At 65.9% G+C, this 19606-nt stretch carries 13 protein-coding genes, 1 tRNA gene and 2 pseudogenes; 9 read left to right on the top strand and 7 right to left on the bottom strand.

What is annotated here, in order from left to right; genetic code table 11:
- Positions 1–133: pseudogene (locus IE318_RS46850) on the top strand (IS110 family transposase); the annotation flags it as partial.
- A gap of 876 nt (positions 134–1009) precedes the next feature.
- Here the strand turns inward: IE318_RS46850 and IE318_RS20265 are convergent.
- The gene (locus IE318_RS20265; RefSeq protein ID WP_189902312.1) at positions 1010–1459 is read right to left on the bottom strand and encodes a hypothetical protein; all 450 of its coding nucleotides are present in this window, start codon (positions 1457–1459) and stop codon (positions 1010–1012) included.
- 446 nt (positions 1460–1905) lie between these two features.
- Here IE318_RS20265 and IE318_RS20260 point away from each other — a divergent pair, with 446 nt between their 5' ends.
- From IE318_RS20260 to IE318_RS20235, 6 genes are all read left to right on the top strand, one after another.
- On the top strand, positions 1906–3504 hold the full coding sequence (locus IE318_RS20260) for a restriction endonuclease (protein WP_229903617.1): 1599 nt from the start codon (positions 1906–1908) through the stop codon (positions 3502–3504).
- A gap of 430 nt (positions 3505–3934) precedes the next feature.
- Complete coding sequence (locus IE318_RS46525) at positions 3935–4756, top strand: helix-turn-helix domain-containing protein (protein WP_189902310.1); 822 nt, start codon at positions 3935–3937, stop codon at positions 4754–4756.
- A complete protein-coding gene (locus IE318_RS20250) occupies positions 4753–6510 on the top strand; it encodes a hypothetical protein (protein WP_189902308.1) in 1758 nt (585 codons plus the stop codon). Before IE318_RS46525 ends, IE318_RS20250 begins: the two co-directional genes overlap by 4 nt.
- A gap of 2 nt (positions 6511–6512) precedes the next feature.
- Complete coding sequence (gene dptG, locus IE318_RS20245) at positions 6513–8195, top strand: DNA phosphorothioation-dependent restriction protein DptG (protein ID WP_189902306.1); 1683 nt, start codon at positions 6513–6515, stop codon at positions 8193–8195.
- Positions 8192–13339 carry an FtsK/SpoIIIE domain-containing protein gene (locus tag IE318_RS20240; RefSeq protein ID WP_189902304.1) on the top strand — a complete coding sequence of 1716 codons (5148 nt, stop codon included), beginning with the start codon at positions 8192–8194 and terminating at the stop codon, positions 13337–13339. Before dptG ends, IE318_RS20240 begins: the two co-directional genes overlap by 4 nt.
- 431 nt (positions 13340–13770) lie before the next feature.
- Positions 13771–13848: transfer RNA gene (locus IE318_RS20235), tRNA-Arg, on the top strand.
- A 192-nt stretch (positions 13849–14040) separates the two neighbouring features.
- Here the strand turns inward: IE318_RS20235 and IE318_RS20230 are convergent.
- Together IE318_RS20230 and IE318_RS20225 are read right to left on the bottom strand one after the other, a co-directional pair.
- Positions 14041–14448, bottom strand: coding sequence for a hypothetical protein (locus IE318_RS20230; RefSeq protein ID WP_189902302.1), 408 nt, complete (start codon positions 14446–14448; stop codon positions 14041–14043).
- A 774-nt stretch (positions 14449–15222) separates the two neighbouring features.
- Positions 15223–15627: a hypothetical protein gene (locus IE318_RS20225; RefSeq protein WP_189902300.1), complete on the bottom strand. Its 405-nt coding sequence runs from the start codon at positions 15625–15627 to the stop codon at positions 15223–15225.
- Positions 15628–15898: 271 nt separating this feature from the next.
- Between IE318_RS20225 and IE318_RS20220 the strand changes: the two are divergent.
- Positions 15899–16265: pseudogene (locus tag IE318_RS20220) on the top strand (DUF4265 domain-containing protein); the annotation flags it as partial.
- 273 nt (positions 16266–16538) lie between these two features.
- Here the strand turns inward: IE318_RS20220 and IE318_RS20215 are convergent.
- Positions 16539–16739, bottom strand: coding sequence for a DUF397 domain-containing protein (locus IE318_RS20215; RefSeq protein ID WP_189902298.1), 201 nt, complete (start codon positions 16737–16739; stop codon positions 16539–16541).
- The gene (locus tag IE318_RS20210; protein ID WP_189902296.1) at positions 16736–17602 is read right to left on the bottom strand and encodes a helix-turn-helix domain-containing protein; all 867 of its coding nucleotides are present in this window, start codon (positions 17600–17602) and stop codon (positions 16736–16738) included. The genes IE318_RS20215 and IE318_RS20210 overlap by 4 nt, the downstream gene beginning before the upstream one ends.
- 134 nt (positions 17603–17736) lie before the next feature.
- Between IE318_RS20210 and IE318_RS20205 the strand changes: the two genes are divergently transcribed.
- Positions 17737–18174, top strand: coding sequence for an ATP-binding protein (locus IE318_RS20205; protein ID WP_189902294.1), 438 nt, complete (start codon positions 17737–17739; stop codon positions 18172–18174).
- A gap of 70 nt (positions 18175–18244) precedes the next feature.
- On the opposite strand, the gene IE318_RS20200 is transcribed toward IE318_RS20205, so the two are convergent.
- Positions 18245–18985 (bottom strand): hypothetical protein, encoded by a 741-nt coding sequence (locus IE318_RS20200; protein ID WP_189902291.1) that lies wholly within the window; start codon positions 18983–18985, stop codon positions 18245–18247.
- A complete protein-coding gene (locus IE318_RS20195; RefSeq protein ID WP_189902289.1) occupies positions 18982–19536 on the bottom strand; it encodes a SigE family RNA polymerase sigma factor in 555 nt (184 codons plus the stop codon). The genes IE318_RS20200 and IE318_RS20195 overlap by 4 nt, the downstream gene beginning before the upstream one ends.
- Positions 19537–19606 lie beyond the last annotated feature (70 nt).

Below are 19606 nucleotides of genomic sequence, written 5' to 3'. Positions count from 1 at the left end.
CGCCCGCCGCACCGCCGAAGGCATGTCCAAGAAGGACATCCTCCGCTGCCTCAAACGCTTCATCGCCCGCGAGGTCTGCGGGCACCTCACCCATCCCCACCACACGCCGAAACCACTCACACAGACCGCTTGACGGCCTATAGGAGCGTCATCATCAACGACGGCGGGTCGGGGCGTACACCAGCGTCTCTGTGCGGCCGCCGCGCCCGTGGCCGGCCCAAGCGGGAGCGCGCTTCGATCGAACCCCTAAAGCGGTGCTCACCCATCAGCCAGCTCAGGGCAAGGTGGAGAAGCCGACGGACTGGTCAAGGTGAAACGCCGAGCCCGCGCGAGTGGGAACCCATCCCTGTCGTAGGGCGGATGCAATGGCATTGGCGACATCGGAGGGCAGTACCGGGTTGCCCACGCCTCCAAGCCAATTGCTGAGGTGAGGCTGCTCTGTGGTGACGACGAGAGTCGTCCCGGGACTATCCGCATGCTCCACGGCGTAAGTGCACGGCGACCAGCAAAGAGCCTGGCTGTAGGTGGGTCTGCGTCGCAACCGCCAGCGGTAGACCGTGCCGTCGACGACTATGCGCCGTGCCCCCTCATGACCCAGTGCCATATCTGCCCCCTTCGATCCCGGGATGCTAGCGGGCCTAGCTCAACGAAGGCCCGGTGCGATATTCGGGCCGTCTCTGGGCCGTCCAAGGTCACCCGACGCCGACCAATAACGACAGACACCCACGGCATCCGAGCAGTTCGGAGCCGTGGGCTTCCTCAGCCGAGCTGGTGAGCGAGACCCTTGATCAGTAGACCGGCTCCTGATCACAGTTATTGGCGCTGGCCGCATCCATTGAGACTCCGTCGGCCTGGGAAGCCACAGGTTGCGTACGGTCGCGTCGCTTGACATCCCGGAGAGCGCCGGACTGCCTCAAGCTCACGGTCACCCGCAGAGGCAGCCCGTATGTCGGTCTGGACATGATTCGCGCGGACACGGTCGAGAAGGTGGCGGAGGCCGTGCAAGGCATCACCACCGGCGCCGGCGAACCTTACCCGTCTTGCGGATCTGCCGAGCAAAGATCTTGCCCGACTCAATGAGGTACCGCCCTCCATCAGACGTCCTCACCTCTACCTCCAAGATCCGGCGTTGAAGATGCGGGGGAAGGTGCGGGTACGTGTCGCGGCGTCTCTGTCTCCAGGAGATGATCGATCCGAGTGGGAGCAGATAGACGTTGCCGCGCTTGTCGCGGTAGTACAGGGTCAGATCGGTAAGGACGAAATCCCCGTCAGGCGCGGGGAAGTAGGACAAGATCTCGCCCGTCGAGGCACCCTCGGGAGGCATCGGTTCCTGGCGGACGAGGTCGCCAGCGCTACTTGCGACGGGCGTCTCTCCCTGCTGAAGGCGATCTCCGAGCGCCCGAGTCCTGTCGGCAAGACGCTGAGTGAGTTCTGTCCTGGCCGTTACCCGTATGCCCATTGGTGCCACTCCTCTGTGTGGTGAGATGAGTTGCGGCATCTTCTCGCGGTTGGAGGGCGCATATCACGGTTTCGCCGAGTCGGCAGCTAGTGGTTGTGCCGGCCCTATGGTCACCACCGCAGGCTCACCGCACCAGGCGCACCGGCCGTAGCAGCGCACCCGCACTGCACCACAAGCGCACCAGATCGAGCGGGGAACAGCGGGGAATCACAGTGAATGCGGCCCGCCCGACGATGCCGTCGTGTCGCCGGTCGCCCAGGTCAGCGCCCGAACCTGCCACATGGGGTCGCAGCTTCCCAAGCTGATGGCTCCGAGGTCGTCCCTAGTTTCACCGCCGTGCCGCAGCTGCCGCACCTCGCACCAGGTCCACGTTCCTAGGAGCGTGATTCTGCGAGATGAGAGGGGAATGCAGCTTTGGGGAGCCGAGCCAGGGGAGGGGCTAGCGAGTGGCGCAGCGCAGTAGTGACCGAGGCAACGAGTACCAGCGGCAGCAGCAGGCTTTGCGACGAGCCCAGGAGCAACAGGCCCGCCAGGCGGAGCGGGCCCGCAAGGCTGCTGAAGCGGCCAGCAAACGGCGGGAGCAAGAGCGAAAGGCTGCGTATCTAGAGCAGCAAGCCGAGCAGGCCAAGGTGCAGGCGATCGGGGTCGAGCACGAGGTCGAGCAGCTGAGCCAGTTGCTGCGTGATGCTCTGGTCGGTGACCCGCCCACGACGTTCGAGCGTCGGCGGAGGACTCATACGCCGACGGTGTTAGATGAACGCCCTTGGTCCCGCCCGGAGCCTTCACCGCGGTGGGAAGACTTCGCGCCCCCGGAGCCCGGAGGGCTCGCTGCCGTCCTGGGCTTTGGCAGGAAGCGATACGAAACGGAGGTTGCCGAGGCCCGTGAGCGGTTCAGCGAAGCGCAGGCGCGGCATGCGCGAGCTGAGGAGAAGCGCCGGGCGACGCTGGAACAGAAACGCGCGGAGCACCGTCAGGCGGAGGAGCGATCCGCTGAGGAGGCCGAGGCCTTCAACAGGCAGTTGGATGAGCAGCGCGAAGCGTATCGCGCCGGCGATCCGGAAGCAGTGGAAGCGCACCTAGGGGCCATCCTCGATGCCTCGTCGTACCCCATGGGCTTCCCTCACGAGCACCGCATCGCCTTCCGCCCTGCTACGGGGGACGTCCTTGTCGAGATTCAACTGCCGCCGGAGGCGATCGTGCCCGCCGCGCGCGGCTACAGGTATGTGAAGAGCCGGGATGAAATGACTGTGGTGCCTCGGCCGGAGAAGGAGCGTAAGGAGATCTACGCGTCTGTCTTGGCGCAGGTCGCTCTACGGACCGTCCACGAGATCCTGGCCGGCGATCCGGACCGGGTGGTCAACGGCGTCATCTTGAACGGTCGCGTCAAGACCATCGACCGAGCTACTGGTCAGGAAGTCTCACCCTGTCTCGTCACACTGAGTGCCAGCAGGGAACAGTTCGGAAAGCTGCGCCTCAGCCAGGTCGATCCCGCTGCCTGCCTCAAGGGACTCAACGCCCTCATCTCTCCCAACCCTTACGACCTCGAACCCATCCGGCCCATCATCGAGTTCGATCTGACCAAGTACCGCCTGATGGACAGCATGGACGTGGTAGCCGACCTGGACAGCAGGCCAGTACTGGTCAAGCTGACCCCCACCGAGTTCGAGCACCTGATCCGCCAGCTCTTCGAGGCAATCGGCATGGAGGCATGGAACACCCAGGCATCGAAGGACGAAGGTGTTGATGCGGTAGCCGTCAGCAAGGACCCTGTCTTCAACGGTGAGTGCATCATCCAGGCCAAGCGCTACAGCAAGCTCGTGGGCGTCGAGGCCGTCCAGGCACTGGCTGGCGTTGTGGAGCACAAGCGCGCCGCCAAGGGCATCCTGATAACCACCTCATGGTTCGGTAGGGCCAGCCACGACTTCGCCCGTCAGCATGGTCGGCTCCAACTCATCGAAGGCCCTGAGCTCAAGTACTTGATCAAGGAACACCTGGGCAAGGACGTGATCCCGGGACCGGTTCCTCCGAAGCGTCCGTCGCGCTGAGAACGGGCGGCCTACGCGGCCCGGGTGGAGCCGCGTTCTGGGCCGTCTCTGGGCCATCCGAGGCCGCTCAACAGTGGCCAACGACGACCGACGATGACCACCAAGCGTGCGGGCCCGCCGTCCCTGACCCGCGCAAACCCAGCTCCCCAAGATCTCCGACAAGACCCAGGGCAAGAAGACGTGTTGCGACCCGCTCCTCCGCCGCAGCACCAAGGATTTCTCCCTTCCTTGCGCTCAACTGTGCGGACGAGTGGTGATCTTTATGTCCTCTTCTGAGCCCAAGGTGAGCGCCGTTGGGGCGAGGAAGACGACACCGCAGGCGGCGACTTGAGCGGTCGCCTCAGTTCCATGTGCTCTCGACTGTGTCCTGTGCGCACAAGACACAGCCCGGGGTTTGAGGTTCAGGAACTGTGTCTGCCACCGTTGAGTCATGGATGGTGAGGAGCCTGCCGAGGCCAGTAGCAGAGAGTGGCCCACCGAAGCTTTCGCCCGCGCCCTGCGGGATGCACGTAGCGCAGCAGGCATGTCTCGTACGCAGCTAGCGCATGCTGCAGGCTTGCACCGAAGTGTGCTGTCCCGATTGGAAAACGGGCGCTATCGGCACAGGCTGAGCGAAGGCAGCCTCGGGCGATTGAGTGCCGCACTCGCCTGCGGAGATGCCCTATACGAGGCGGGGGGCTTCCCCATGCCGGGCATCCGCGATTTGGTAACTGACCCTGCACTTGGGCGGGCCCTTTCTGACGCTCCGGCTGCCCGGCATGCGCTGCGGCGACTGCACCTGGCCCAGGTTGCCCGGTCAGCTGTAGTTCGCACTCTGATGCCTGATGAGCCGAGCGTCGACGTGCAGCGGCTGTGGAGCGTGGCGCGGAAGCAAGCCGGGCTCGCTCCTGCGCCAACGCCAACCAGCGGCCCGGGAGGCCGGGAAGGGACGGTAGTTGGCAGGCGCTTCCGGACTGCCCATGGCGTTGCCCACTTACTCCTCAGCACCTGCTGCACCTGGCCCTACGGCACCGACGCGGAAAGCGAGGCAAGCGAGTTGGCCGGCATGCTGCTGACACCGCCAGGGCCCTTCACTCAGGCAGTCCGGGCGGCGTTCACCTCAGGCATTGACCCATGGGATCCGGACACCGGCGGACTCGTCGCGGCCATCTCCGATTCCCTACTGATTCCCGGGTGGTTGGCCGCCTACCGGCTTGCCGACTTCCCAGGCATCCACTTGCAGCTCATTCCTATTGACGAGGAGACGGCGTGAATTCCATTCCAGAGCCGTTTGACCGATCGCTGCCCAGCCCCCTGGCCGACTTGGCTGCCCTCCGCTCTTCCGGGGAGGACAGTGTGGTGGCCACGGATCGTCTATCGTCGCGACAGCGGGCCATGTACGTTGCCACCGAACTCGACGAAAACCTAGCGACCCGCATCGCTAACGATGTGGATCTACGGCTCGTCTTGCTGACCGGCAGCGCAGGAGGGGGCAAGAGCGCACTTATCCGTCAGCTGCAGAGGCGGCTCCCCCCTGGCACGCTAACTCGTGTTGTGGAGGACGCCACCCACGCGGATAGTCCCAGCGAGGGCCAGACCGACCGGCTGGCCGACATTCTTGCCGGATTCGAGGATGGCGTGCCAGGAGCCGGTGACCTTACCGTCATGGCTGCGAATACTGGCTTGCTGTTGGAACTTCACCGGGAGTTCCGTGATCGCGCCCGGGAGCCTCTGGCAGAGGTGGTTGCCTACGCACTCCATGTCCTCGGAGTCCCCGGGACACGCGCCGTCACGCCGACCCGCAGAGCAGAACTCAGCACAGCTGTGCTCGTGGTCGACCTCGATCAGCGCCCTACGTCCGGCGGCGAGAGGCGCCTCCTGCGGAGCATGCTCTCCGCCCTGCACCCCGATTCCCCGGATGGCGTTCTGGCAGGCGCCCCCCGCTGCCAAACCTGCACAGTCAAGGCCTGGTGTGCACCCCGGACTAACGTCGAGTTGCTTGCCGACTCTCGAATCGGCGAGGCCCTAGACGAAGCGATCGAACATGTAGCCATGCGCCGCGGACGAGATGTGGCTCCCCGTCAACTGTGGGACAGCGTAGATGAACTCGCGCTGGGCGGAATCAGCACTGAAGGGGACCCATGTGACGCTGTCGCCCGCATCGCTACCGACCGGAATGCGGGCGCCGTGTGGGCCCACCTCCTCCCTAACGGCGCATTCGTCCATCCACAGAGTGCCGTGACTAGGGAGCTGGCGGAGCTCGATCCTTCCTATCGTGCCAGCGATGAAGCGCACGCCATCATCGCCTCTGTCGGGATCTCACCTGCGGATGACCGGCGCATGCTTGAGCGTCTGCTGGGTCACGGGGGCAGCGATGTACTGCATGCCGTCGTCACCGCTGCCTCGGCTCTGGAACAGGGAGTAGCCGCGAATGCAGCGCGCGGCCTAGTGCGTGCGCACTGGCTCGTCCGCCTCATACCACTAGGCCCCGTAGTGCCGGACGAATTCAAGGCTGCGGTCGCGGCGCAGGAGGAAGCCGAGGATCGGGTCATTGAAGTGGTCTGCGAAGGCCTGGTGCAGGCCTTCGGACGGAAGGCGGAGCGAAAGAGCTACCTACCGACGGAGAGCCTGGGAGAGAGCCGTGAGGCGCGCGTCTTGGTTCAAGTCGAACTCGAGGACGAGGTTCAGCTACTGGACCAGTACGCCCAAACGCTCAATCCTGAAGGTTCCGCCGTCGTCGGCCGGCGGCCGCTAACGGCCCGCCTGAAGATCGGCAAGTCGACGGTAGACCTGGACCTTCCACTCTATCAACTCCTGCAGTTGGCTGGGGATGGCTCGCTTCCGGCCACTGTAGACATTGAGCGTTTCCATGCTCTGCGGTACGCAGCCGAGAGAGTGGGCAGAGCCGCGAGCGACGACATCGACCGCCCCTTGCTCATCACAGACGACACCCACGGCACGGCCTTTCTGGTGTCCTCTCAGCAGCGCCGCGGCAAGCAGCGACTCAAGATCGAGAAGGTAGCCTGAGGATGACCGACAGCTTCACTGACCTCAAACGCCTGGCCGACCAACTACCCGGAGCCGCCCACGGTGTAACTCTGAAAGACGGCCGCATCGTCGTGCCCGGTGCACCAGGCATGGATGTTCCACAGACTCCGAAGGCATGGCTGCAACACGAAGCGCCCACCGTCTGGCCGAACACGCCTCATGGCGAGCCCCGGCCCACTTTGCTGTTCGGAATCGTCAAAGACGCGGGGGCAGCACATGGGCGACAGCCCTTGGACGGAGCCCTTCGAGACGCTCTGGAACGCGATCTGCCTGGCGATTCCCCGCAGCAGCGACAGGCGTTGGCCGCGGCTATGCGCTCCAAGTTCTGGACTACCGCAGCTGGAGGCCGTAGTAGAACCTTGGAACGCCGCTATCTACTACCGCTGCACGCCCAGCTGCCGCTCTCCTTCCAGCAGGAGAAGGCCCAAGGCGGCAAGACCGCCTTCGGATACAAGATGTTCCGCGGCACCGTCCTGCCGTTCCTGCTCAGCGGACCATCAGGCGAGGTCGACCGCAACCTCCTAGACCAGGTACTGGAGGTCTTCACGGACGACCAGGACCTGACCAGGCTGGACAAAAAGGTGCTGGAAATCGCTGCAGACATAGCGCCGGAAATCTCCGGACCCCAGACCGAGACCTTGATCAACAGCTCTCAGAAAGTGCTCCAGCGCCTCCATGAAGCAGGAGGGGCATTCTGTGCGCCGTCCCTGGATCAGTTCCGGCACGACCTAGGCCAGGTCCTCGCCCTCGACCTGCCGCGCCGAGACCGCATCCATCAGCTGACCCTGCTCCTCGCGCTGCATCTGACCACACGCCTCTACCGGGCCGGCCTAGTATTGAGCCTACGGCTGGATCGCTGCGTAGCCCTGTTCCCCGGAGGCCAGCCTGGCGATCCGATCAGCGCCGCCTGCGCAGCCCGGTGCTGCGGCGAGCCCGGCCAGTGCGATCTGTCTGGCACGATGCGCTTCCGGACCGGCTCCGGGTCCTTCCGACCCGTCAAGCTCACCGAGCCCTGTGTGACCAGCTACCGCGATCTGACCAGCAACTACCTGCTGCCCCTCCCCGTGACGATCAGCACCGCCAACATCGCACGACACGCCGTGTACGCGGCCGGGGGACCAACCCTCACTCCAGCAGACTTGGAAGGGGTGTACGACGCCCTTGCTGAGGATGCAGCCCTGCGTACCAAGTTCGATGCCGTGGCGCGGTTGCTGGCAGTTTGCCGCCGCTACCAGCTGCGCCGTAACAGCGCTGTCGGTGCCCCCGTGCCCGCCGGTCTGCCCGGGCTCCATGCCCTGCGCTTGGCCCTGCTAGAAAGCCGAAGGACCACCATGCGCCACGAAGGGCGGGACGTTGTGCATCAGCTTGCCAAGGAAGTACGGACGGGCCGTCTGATCGCCAGTAACGGCAATGCCGCCACATTCTTCGAACTCGATGAAGACATGCTGCACCTGCTCGTGCGCCTCGTCTGCGAGGACCAGCTCCTCGCCTACAGCCGGTTCCTCGAAGGCTTGCGCCGCTACGGGCTGGCCCCGCAGGACCCTGCGGAGGAGCAACTGCTCCAATCGGCGCTCTCCCGCCTCGGCATGCTCAAGCGCTACTCAGATGCAGGCGAGAGTGCGTACGTCCACCACTCCAGCATCAGCAACGAGGAGGACTTGTGACCGACACCCGCGCGCCCATGGCCGCCGGAGCCATCGCGTCAGCGCTGGTTGAAGCGGCCGCAGGCAGCATGACGCACCGTCGGCTGTACCTACGTACTCACCTCTCTGTCCCTCCGGCAGCCGTGTTTGCCCAAATGGAGGCCAGCCTCACTCATGAAGTCACGGTCGGCAGCGACAGTCCGAGGCAGCTGGCAGCCGCCCCAGCAGGTCGTGCTCTGCTGATCCCCTACCTTGTCGACGAGGAACGGCCTGGACCAAACCGGGGTCGGCGCGGATATGCCGCGACGCTACGTACAGACTTTGCGGCGCATGCGAGCGCCGGGGCGCCTCACGTCCTGCTGGTGCTGGACGAGCACCCCTTCGAGACGGTCCTGACAGCCGCCGAGGACGCAGCCGACCTGCCCCAGCTGCAATGGGGCCGCCTCGTCGCACGTATCGCCCAGGGGGCATCCGGTCCGGCAGCCTCGGTCGTCACCACAGTCGCCGCTGACCTGGAGTACATCCCGGAATCACTGCGCGCTGGCGCGCTGCTGGATGAGTTCGCCACATTCGCCGCAGCAGACTGGTCAAGTACCGAGCAGGCAGGCCTGGCCCTGGCTGACCTGAGCCCTTACCTTGCCGACCCGCAGCCGACGGCGGCGCGGCTCAAGCAGTCGCGGGAATGGCGCCATTGGCTGCGAACATGGACCCGCCCCGACCGCGACCTGGCGGCAGAACTAGTCCGCTACGCCGGCGAGCACACACCCGGGGTGAAGAATGTCCTCGCGGCGCTCGGCGTAGGCGGCCTTGACTGGCACAGATTCACTCTCTGCGACCTCCCCGCTCGGCCCGACAAGTCCAAAGCCGCCCTCGTTATCCCTGCCCAGCTCGACGGCGTTCGTTCCTTTCTCCCCAACGGCCACTCCGCTGCCGCCTGGATCGGCCCGGGTGATGAATCTCTTGCAATTCGCTTCACCGGCGACCCGAAGGGCCTGGCAGCGTCAGCACGCGTACGCTGGGGCGGCCGCGAGACCGAGAAGCCTGTAGTCGACGAGGCAGAGCTCGTCGTACACCTCAAGGTTCCTGACGCTGGCACCACAGGGTGGCAGTTCGGGCGGCTGGATCTGCGCCGGGGGCAGCACCTAGACCTGGCGGTTTTCCGAGGGGAAGGCACTTGGTTCCCCGTCGAACGGTCCCTGGCGCTGGACCCACTCGCTGAGGCTTTTATCGCCCCTGATCCAGCCAGCGTCGCTGCGGTAGGGCACGACGGAATTATCCTGGGCAGCGCACAGTTGGGGGACGAGGTCGCCAACAGCGACCCGGGCGAGCGCGTGATGGCTGCAGCGGTGTACGCCGGAGCCCGGCAGGACATTCCGCTTCTTGATGAGAGTGACCTGGAGTCCTCAACACCTCCAGGAGAGGGATACGACGGACCAAACGAAGGTGACGGCCCGGACGGAGCCCCCCCACCGGAACCGCCGTCCGAGCCAGCTCCTCCTGCTACTCAGGGCACTGCTGCGACTGGAGCGCACGCTTTGCTTGCCTTCACCTCAGCCCGCGCTCACAGCGGACTACCAGTGGCAACCGAGCTCCTGCATTTCGCCGGCGGTGACGCCCCAGGCTTCAGCGGTGGGGGCATCAACCAGGCCCTAGAGAGCCAGAACCTCAGCCGTGGCTTGGACGGCCTCGCACTGGAGGCGGCTGTTCTTCAGCAACCCTCCGTGCTGGCCTTCGCCGTCTCGCGCGAAGGCAGCTCGCCCAGGCTGGTACCTGACCACCCCTTGGAGTCGCTAAGCCTAGGATCCCTCAACAGCACTGTCGTACAGGCATTCCTGAAGACGCGCGCGGCCTTCTTTGAGAGTTTGAGGGAGTACGGGTCAGTACACGCGCTGCTCTGCGGCGCCGCCCAGGAACAGGGCCGCGCCTACACGGACGCCTACCAGGCACTCCTGTCTTCGATCTCGGTCCCGGGACGCTACGAGCCTGAATATGACCGGCTGTTGCTGTGTGACCTAGTCTCCGACGCAGCGACCGGGCAGTGCTGGCTTGCCCCCACCAATCCAGTAACCGTCGCCTGGGCGTTGGAACTTGCACGCACAGCGTCCCACTGGGCCCAAGAGGGCGCCCAGCTAGCCCTCCGCGACCTTGACGCCCTGTCTCCCGCCTTCCTCCTGCCCCTGCTCCACCATGGCCAGAGATGGTGGGAGGTTGACCCCCGCTCTCCACGACTATGGCGCCGTTACCGGCCGCTGGGCTCCTCCCTCGCCCTGGGCGGGGGTGACCCGCGCACCATCACCCGCCGCTTGGAGAAGTTCCTGGCCGTCTTTGACGACTACAAGGACCCACGCCAACGCCTGGCTGTTGCTCTCCACGAGCCCGGCGACGGTGGCAGCGCCGCCGACGCCCTGCGCGCCTTCTACGCCGCCGAACACCGCCCGGGAGCGGAGCAGGTAAGGCCCGGCCTGGATGTCACTGTTTACGCAGGTGACGGACGCGTGCCCGAGCAGATGGCCAAGCTCGTCGCTCCAGACAACGACGCAGACGTCGACAAGCTCGTGCGCAGCCGTATCAGCCTGACGTGCGCGCCTGGAGAGCAGGAGCCTTCCTTCGCCCATCTTTCGTTTGTCTTCCGCTCCCCAGCTCAGCGCGAGCCACGGTCGGCCGATCTGGGCGAACGCGCCCCCACCGCCTGGGTAAGCGGACTGGCCGCGGCGCCAGGCCGTACCGCCCGTATCGGCGCCAACGAGAAGGCGTTCGCTTCCGGACTATTCGTAGCCCCTGGTAGCGGTCCACTCGCGCCGCTTCTAACTCGTACCCTCGAGCTTGTCGGCGGTCAGCCGCGCGGCCGTCTCGCACCTGCGGCCACGCAGGTCACCACCACGGTCATCGAACCCGGCGCCATGGATGCTGTCTACGCCAACAGTGTGTGGACAACCCACGCCGACCGTCTCCTCGGCCCCGAGGCCTTTGCCCCAGCGCCTGGCCATGCCCCGAGCATTGTCGACTTCGACGACCGCAGCAGCTACTGGCAGTCGGGGCTGGACAGCATCACAGTGACCGAGCGCGTAGAGCCTTACCGTACGGCACTCACGCGCGCGTTCGCCCCGGCAGCCGAACTCATGCGCAGCGCATTGCCGGGATTGCTGGACCTCGGGAATGCCGTAAGCGGCCGCTGGAATATGGATCTGCTGTCGCTGCCTGTGAACAAGGTTCGTGAGCGGGTGGGCCTACTCGCTGCCATCGCCGCCCTCCGAGACCTGGACCGCGCCTTCACCCCAACGAAGTCCTCTGGGGATCTGGGTGGAGTGCTCCTCTCCTTGGAAGAGCTTTTCCGGTTGCTGCAGGCCAGCGGTGTGAAACGGCCCTCGATGCGTCTCTGCGACGATCTGCTGTACCTGCGCATCAGCGACAACGGCAACGGCCGTCTCCAGCTCCACACCCGCCTCATCGAGGTTAAGTTCACCAGCGAGGGACGTCCTGACCTGGGTATAGCGCGCGGCGAAATTGAAGCAACACGTGCATGGCTCGATGAGATCTACAACCGCGCCAGTTTCTCCAGGCCTTTCCGGTCACGCGACCTCGCGGAATTTATCCGCACCGGGGCCGCGCGCAACGCCAGCTTCGGTTTGCCAGGACTTGACCCGGCCGCGGTGGAAAAGATCGCCACTGCGGTCGCCGCGGGTGAGTTCGACCTGATGCTGTCATTCACCGCGGCAACCGACCGGCTTCACGGAGACGTCATCAGCCTTGAGCTGGACAGCCCGCGCATGGCGCACCGCCAGAGTCTGCCAGGTAACGGCACCTCCCCGATGGGCTACGTGCGCTTGGGAGCACCTGCGCTGCAACGGCTCGCGCAAGGAGAACCGCTCCCCCAACCGCAGGGGTGGGCGAGGGTCTCGTTCCCGCCAGCGGACGAACCTCCACCAGCGGCCATGGCGGAGCCCGAGGATGACGGCCCGCCCCCCGGTGGCGGCAGGGATGGGGCAGACGGCGCCAATGCCGGGGGTGAAATGGGCACTCCCCCAGCATTTCCGGAGGAGAACTTCCGAACTGATGGCATCTCAGAGAGCTTGGCCCGCGAGGTTGCTGCTAAAGCCGCCGAACTGGATGAGGCAGCCGCCAAATATGAATTGAACCTCGCCCCATTCGATACCGCTGCGGCCCAGGTCGGCCCTTCAGTCATCCGCTACCGCACGCGGCTCCTCGGCAAGCAGACCATCGCCGGTGTACGCAACAAAGCCCTGGACCTAGGTCGCGAGATCGGTGTGGCGGAAGGTGTTCTCGTCGACCAAGAACCCTATTACTTGACCGTGGACGTTCCTCGCCGCGAACGGGTCGTAGTGCCTCTCGCTGACTCCCTGTACAAGCTGCAGGACGTGGACGACCTCGGCGCACTGCCATTCCTTCTTGGTGTAGCGCCCAGCGGAGAGGTCCGGGTCGCAGACTTGGCGCGACTGCCCCATCTATTGGTGGCCGGCGCGACCGGTTCGGGTAAGAGTGTCCTGTTGCGCGGCCTGCTCTGCTGCCTGGCACGCGTACGCAGTCCGCGCCAATTGCAGGTTCTGATCATCGACCCCAAACAGGTCGACTTCATGCCTTTTGAGGACCTCCCCCACCTGACTGACCGGCGTATCGTCACCGACCCCGCTGAGTCCATCACCGTACTCACAGAAACGCTTGAGCGAGAAGTCTCCTGGCGGCGCGCCAAGCTGAAGGATGTCGGGGCCACTAGCGCTCTGGAATTCTACGAGATGGGGCACTCCGTTGAGGAACTACCTCAAATGGTGATCCTGGTCGACGAGTTCGCCGATCTGGCAGCCAGCCTGGAGCGGCGCGACCGCCAGTCGTTCATGAACCTGATCCAGAGATTCGGGCAGCTGACCCGAGCCTTTGGCATCTATCTGGTCCTGGCTACTCAGCGCCCCAGCGTCCAGGTGATTACAGGAGACATCAAAGCAAATCTGACCGCCCGCGTTGCCCTAAAGGTGCAGTCCGCCGTAGACAGCACCACCATCCTCGGCCGCGGCGGCGCGGAGTCACTTCGTGACCGGGGGGACCTCTTGTTCGACCATGGCGGCATCACCGAACGGCTGCAGGCATTCTATGCAACCCTGCAGGATGTCCGCTCTGTAACGTCTCTGTGGAGCGGCGAGGCGGGCCAATGACCAGTGTAAAGCCGCAGACGACAAGCACCTCGTGCATGCTGAGGTAGTCACGTGCCCCACCCGGCCAGAAGCTGGCCGCCACAAGCGGGGCACGTCGGAGGAACTCGTCAAGCATGAAAACAAACGACGTCGGAGGCGTCGGTCGGGAGCCTCGAAACTGCTATCCCAGGCCAACGGACTAGCGAATCACCACCTTGGGTGCCAGTCCCTGACCGCTTCCGAGGTGACACCTTGGTGCGGGCACCGGACCTGCCGACGGACCCCTCGGCTTCCTAGGTCGGCCCGGTCCGCCGAACAGAGATCAGCCCAAGCCGCGGAGCTGCAGCCGACGCCGTCCGTCAGCGACTGAAGCAGAGCTTCCCGAGGCCGTAGCGGCTTCGCGCAAGACGTGGCCTATTCGTGGACTGGAGTGGCTAGGGGGCGACATCTAAGCTCCTGAGCTGCTGGAACCTGTGAGCCGCACGGGGCCTCCGGAGCCGTGTGCGCAGGTTGGAATCCTGCCGGGGGCACCTCGAAGAAGGTGCCAAAAGACCCCGCCACCAGCGAAAGCGCTGAGTGCGGGGTCTTTACGTTTGCGCAGCCGCATGTCGGGAGCTGTGGACAAGGCGTGGGCGGGATCTTGGAGCGTTACCGCAGGTGAGCCCCAGAAAGCCACGACATCGCTGGACGGTCGGTCCACAGCACCTCAGTGTCCTAAATAACTACCGGCTGCTGGTAGGCGTCGAGGGGCGGGAGCGCGAGGGACGGGCCGCCAGGAGGACAAGAGGCACGCACGCAAGTTCACCGAGGGCCACGAGCGGGAAGCCGTCGATCGCGATCAGGACAGTGACAGCGAGGTGGCCGAGAGCGAGGAAAAGGAAGCCCCGGGACCAGGTCGCGATCGGCCGGCGGTACGCACGGGCGAAGGACCGGAGAGAGCCCCAAAGACATGCGACGACCCAGAGCATGGCCAGAGCGAAGGAGACATAGGTCGTCCACGTAGTGCCGGGGCGGTCAGGTTCGCGGGGGAAGGCCACGGCGACAACTGTGATCCCGGCGAGCAGAACGAACAGCCAGAGAGCCTCGACGATGAGGATCAGACCGAGGGCGATGCAAGCAGCCCTGCGCACCGGCGCTCCTCTGCGGAGGGGAAGGGAAGAAGGCGACGGAACAATACGCCGGAGACGGACGCTCAGGTCGTGCGGGGCCGCCCATGGCTCCAGTGGGAACGGCCCACCCCATCGGGATGCCCGGCTCGGGCTTGGTTCCAAGCCTGGCGATGGCGAGCAACGCTGTACACCTGCTCCAACTGGTCGGCAGTGAGAACGCCTGAGAGCGGAGCGAGTGCCGATACCTGGCGCTCCTGGTGCACCCGGACATGGAGCTGCGCAGCGACCACCTTCAGCTCGGTGACACCCGCGAAGACGAGCACCGGCTCCACCGGTACCGGGAAGTCGCAATACCGCTCAAGCACTCGGGCGACCCGCTTGGCCTCCGCCCGGCTCTTGCGTGCGTAGGGCGCCGGGTTCCCGTGAGGTGCAGCCCAAACCGCATGACGTCAATCGCCAAAGCCATCCTCACCCTGGAGCGGCAACGCTGAAGAAGCTCAGCAAACGGGATCCGGCCACAAGACCGCAGGGCGTGCGCCGCAGCTCAGTTCGGCCGCCCCCGGATGGTGCCGACCACGCTGTGACCATGCTCTCTGGAGCTGCGGGCTCAAGCCCGAGCACACGCGCAGGAAGTTGCCCATCCACCTGCGCCGATGTGTACGGGCAGGCTTGTCCATCCCGCAACGGGCCTGCCCTTGTTCGAGAGACTGACTCCCGTGCCCGACTTGGCAGGGCGGCGCCGGACCACTTCAGATGGCGGGGCAGCGTGGCCAGACATCGAACTTCAACGGGCACCTAGCCTGCCGAGCAGAGGCCGTCGTTCGGACAGAACACGACCCCCGTGTAGTTATAGCCGGTCCGTATAGTCACGGGATTTGGGTTGGGAGGGATATTGACGTATGAACCAGCGTCAGCTGTAGCGGTGAAGTGGACCGTCGTCCCAACCGAGAAGCTCGCAGTGCAGGTGCCGGTCGGGTTCGGCGCCGGGTCACCGGCGTACGGATCCCACGCTGAAATGTGGCAGTTGATCCCGGCAGGGCTGCTGGTGATGGTTCCACCACCCCAGCCGTCACCAACGTACGCATGGAGCTGAGCGGTGGACTGAGCCTGAGCCGGAGCGACGAAGCCTATCGCGGCGGCCGTGGCGAGTGTGGTGATGACTCCCATCGCGCGCCAGGCACGGTTTCTGTACTTACTCATGGGCGGCCCCTTCGATCGAACCGACCCCCTCCGACCAGGCTATTCGCCACCTCGGGGAGCCACAACCCGGGCGCGTTCACCCTTAGTACCGGCAGCGATTCTTCTCCCTCGAACGCGCATGTTCACTGCGCTTACTACAGTGAACGAACAGACACAGAACCCTTAACGGCCGTGTAGCGCGCCCAAGCCGCCGAAGCACGTTGCCGGACAGCACCAACAAGGGGCCCCTGGACGCGATGCCAGGGGCCCCCGATCGTTCGGGCCGAATCACCAGGGTGACGGCACGGCGCAGCTCGACAACATCCCCTGGTTCGTCCGGGGCATCGCCTGAGCCCGACGAGGACAGCGTGCGATGGGCCCGCGAGGTGGTTCAGCGTTCGGAGAACTGCGCTACCCGCCTCATCGTGTTCCGTGACGGCGGCTCGGGAGCCGCACGGCAGAGCGTGATTAACGCGTTTCAAGCACTCGACGTCGACGGTGAGGGCGTAGAGCGTTTCGGCATGGTCGCCCTGGACGTCCCGCCCACTGCCGACCTCGCCAAAGTGCAGAGGCTGCTCAGCCACGGCGTAGCCGAGGAGTGGTGGGACATGGAAGAGGGATGCGTCACCGCGCAGTGGCGGGTGGCTTCCGCCACCTGACACTGATCGTGTGGGCCACAGGTACGTCGTCCCAGGGGCGTGCCGCCCAGCGGGTCACCGGGGCTCAGCAGCCCCTGCGCCGGAGCCGGCGACCTTGCTGGTGTTGTGCGCCGTGACGGTGGCGGAGCCTCGGCAAAAAGCCGGCCACACCAGCGTTCACATCCCGGCTGCCTGACAAGCGACGCAATGCGACACACCACACACAAGTAAACGTAGTGCCCACGGAGCGGAGCGCGGAGGTCAAACGGGACCGGATCTCCAGGGCGCGCGTGCTCAGCCTTCGGCCGCCCCCGCGTACCGCACGAACGCGGTCCACTGCGGGAGGTGGAAAGCGAGTTGGGCGCGGGCTGGGGCCTTCGAGTCGCGGATGTGGACGGTGGCGGGATCGAAGGCGGCCTCCAGGCATTCGCCGCCCTCGTTGCCGCTGTAGCTGCTCTTGAACCAGACGAGTCGCGCGGGTTCATCGGTGCTCATCGTTCCCCCAGCAAGTCCTCGATCAGGGCCAGGGACTCCCGCATGGTGAGCGCTTGGGCCCTGATGCTGCCGTACCGTGCGGCCAGGATACGTACTTCTTCGTGGTCCGTGATCAGTCGGCTGGAGTTCTGCGCCTCGGTGTATCCCAGCTGGACTTTGCCTCTCGGTGTGAGGAGTACGAACGGTCCGCCCATGCCCGCGTGTTCACTGCGGTTTGTCGGCATCACCTGTAGTTCTACGTTGCGTAGCCGACCGAGCTTGAGTAGCTGTTCGAGTTGCTCCCTGTGCGCCTCCGGTCCACCGAGCGGGCGCCGCAAGACGACCTCCTCGATCACGGCCGTGACCAAGGGCGATGGCCAGCCGGTCAGAATCTCCTGCCTGTCCATCCGGGCGGCGACCCGCTGCTCGATGGTCTCCTCGTCCAGCAGAGGCTTGCGCATCTCGTACAGTGCCCGGGTTCGCCGCTCGGTCTGCAGAAGACCAGGGACGTCGTGATTGTTGTAGAAGTTGATCTCGACCGCCTCGCGCTCCAGACGCGCATAGTCCCTGAACCAGGCCGGATGCCGAACTCTCGCCTTCGCCTTGGCCTTCTCCACATCCTCGATGGTCGCCTTCAGCAGCCCACCGGCGCTCAACAGTTCGTCCGCCGCCGACAGGAACTCCCGTTGCGGTGTCCGTCTCCCCCGTTCCAGTGACGAGACCAGGTCCTCGCTGTATCCGAGCCGGTCCCCCAGCTCCTTCTGCGTGAACCCCGCCCGCTCCCGAAGGAGCTTGACCTGCTTGCCGATCGCCCGGTTCAGATCGCCGGCCTGCTCACCGTCGTCGTACGTCTCCTGCGACTCCGCCATCGCCACCCCCGACATCCACGCTGCCGTCCCGCGCGCCCACCAAGTCACGGCCGACGCCCCGTACGGGACACCTTCCGTATCCGTACGCGCACCCTCCGTACCGAAGGATTCCCTGGTCAGGGTAGAGCGAGGCGGCCACGCTCAGTGACATGAAGTCGGAAATCTCCACCCGCCAGTTCAGTCAGTTCCTCAGTGCCACGCCTCGTGGCGCGCGTCTTGCCCAGCTGCTGGCTGTGCAGCAGCTCGATGCGTGGGGTTGGCCGCCCGGCTGCGCGGTGAGCGAGGCTGCGGCGCTGGTCGTCGCCGAGTTGGCTGCGAACGCGGTCACGCACGGGCGCGTGCACGGCCGCGGCTTCCGGCTCGCGCTCGCTGTCGACAGCCCGGACACGCTGCGTATCGACGTGGTCGATCCACGAGGCGATCGGCGGCCCCTGGCCCGTCGTGCCGCCGGTCCTGCCGACGAGACGGGCCGCGGTCTGCTCCTCGTCGAGGCGCTGGCCGCCCGGTGGGGCAGCGAGCCATGGCCGCCGTCCGGCAAGGCCGTGTGGGCGGAGATCGCTCTTCCCTGCCCCGCGATCAACGGTTGATCGTGTGGCGAGGAGGGCGGCATGAGGTGGTCACCGCCCGCAGGGTCATCGTGGCTTCACGCCCGCGGGGTCATTGCGGCTTCAGCCGGGCGTAGATCCCGCCTTCGGTGTCGTGGACGGTGACCTGGGACACGAAGTCCCAGGAGCCACCGTCGGGACCGGCGTCGGAACCGACCTCTGTGGTGGCGTACCAGACACCCCATCCGGGATGGCCGGCCAGCTCGATGAGCTTGCCGTGCACCGTCCCGGCCGCCGTTTCGATCTCGACATCGGACGCCACGCCCTTGCCGCCGTAGTAGAGACCCGAGAGGTAGACGCGGCCGTCCGCCATCTCGGACTGCAGCGACACGCCAGGAGTGTTCCGGTCGATGTTGCCGTCCACCACACTGCGGAACTGCGGCTCCGGCGAGGTGGGCGCCGTCCAGTGCTTGCCCTCGACCGTGAGCCAGAGCCGGAAGCCGGGAGCAGCCGTCACACGCTCACCGGAGGCGACGACGCGGAGCGTCGAGACCGGGGAGGCCGAGGGAGGGGGCGCGGCCGGCGCGGCCGCCGCCGGGGGCGTGGTCCGCTCCGTGTCGGAATCCGTGGCGTGCGGCGCGACGAGGGCCAGGGGTACCAGCAGCAGTCCGAACCCCGTGCCGAGTACGGTCGCCCGTCGCCTGCGCCGGAGCCGCCGCCCTTGATGTTCTACGGCCGCCAGCGGCAGACGGGACGGCGTGATGTCGTACGCCACCTCGGCCAGCGCCTCACGCAGCCACCCGGTTTCGGCGTGCTCGGGGCCTGGTTCTGCTTCGGTTCTGGGGTCGTTCATCGGCGGGCTCCGGAGACGGGGTGAGAGCGGTCGAAGGCTGCGAAGGCAGGATGGGAGCGCAGTGCCGCGAGACCGCGCCGCGCATGCGTTTTGACCGTTCCGAGCGAGCAGTGGAGCAGCTCGGCGATGTCGGTTTCGGCCAGGTCCTCCCAGTAGCGCAGCACCAGCACCGTCCGCTGCCGGGCGGAGAGCGTGGCAAGCCCCTCTGTGATGGCGGCGCGGCGCTCGACCGACTCGGCGTGGTCGTTGTCCGGCTGGTGCATCCGCTCGGGCAGGAACGGCATCAGCAGATGAGTGACCCGTCTCCTGCGGATCCGGCTGAGGTTGTTGTTGACGAGTGAGCGCCGTACGTAGAAGTCGACTTCGTCGAACGGGATGCGTTCCCAGCGCGCGTACACCTTGGCCAGGGTGGCCTGCACGAGGTCCTCGGCCTCATGGAAGTCCCCGGTGAGCAGGAGAGCCGTCCGCAACAGACGGGACCAGGCCGCACCGGCGTAGGTGGCGAAGTCGGGAGTCTCCGGGGAGCCTGCGAATGTCTCGTACTGCGGCACGGACGCCGTTCCTCTGGGTCGGGTGTGGGGGAGGAGAGCCGGGGGCGGGGACCGTACGGGCCCCCGCCCG

This window comes from Streptomyces spiralis (assembly GCF_014654675.1).
In the GTDB taxonomy this organism is placed as follows: domain Bacteria; phylum Actinomycetota; class Actinomycetes; order Streptomycetales; family Streptomycetaceae; genus Streptomyces; species Streptomyces spiralis.
This window is presented reverse-complemented; position numbering and strand designations above follow the sequence as displayed.

What these genes read in the sequence shown, in the direction of transcription:
- IE318_RS20225 (WP_189902300.1), bottom strand. Translation starts at nt 15,627, where the DNA reads ATGAGTAAGTACAGAAACCGTGCCTGGCGCGCGATGGGAGTCATCACC.
- IE318_RS20215 (WP_189902298.1), bottom strand. Translation starts at nt 16,739, where the DNA reads ATGAGCACCGATGAACCCGCGCGACTCGTCTGGTTCAAGAGCAGCTAC.
- IE318_RS20265 (WP_189902312.1), bottom strand. Translation starts at nt 1,459, where the DNA reads ATGGGCATACGGGTAACGGCCAGGACAGAACTCACTCAGCGTCTTGCC.
- dptG (WP_189902306.1), top strand. Translation starts at nt 6,513, where the DNA reads ATGACCGACAGCTTCACTGACCTCAAACGCCTGGCCGACCAACTACCC.
- IE318_RS20200 (WP_189902291.1), bottom strand. Translation starts at nt 18,985, where the DNA reads ATGAACGACCCCAGAACCGAAGCAGAACCAGGCCCCGAGCACGCCGAA.
- IE318_RS20210 (WP_189902296.1), bottom strand. Translation starts at nt 17,602, where the DNA reads ATGTCGGGGGTGGCGATGGCGGAGTCGCAGGAGACGTACGACGACGGT.
- IE318_RS46525 (WP_189902310.1), top strand. Translation starts at nt 3,935, where the DNA reads ATGGATGGTGAGGAGCCTGCCGAGGCCAGTAGCAGAGAGTGGCCCACC.
- IE318_RS20205 (WP_189902294.1), top strand. Translation starts at nt 17,737, where the DNA reads ATGAAGTCGGAAATCTCCACCCGCCAGTTCAGTCAGTTCCTCAGTGCC.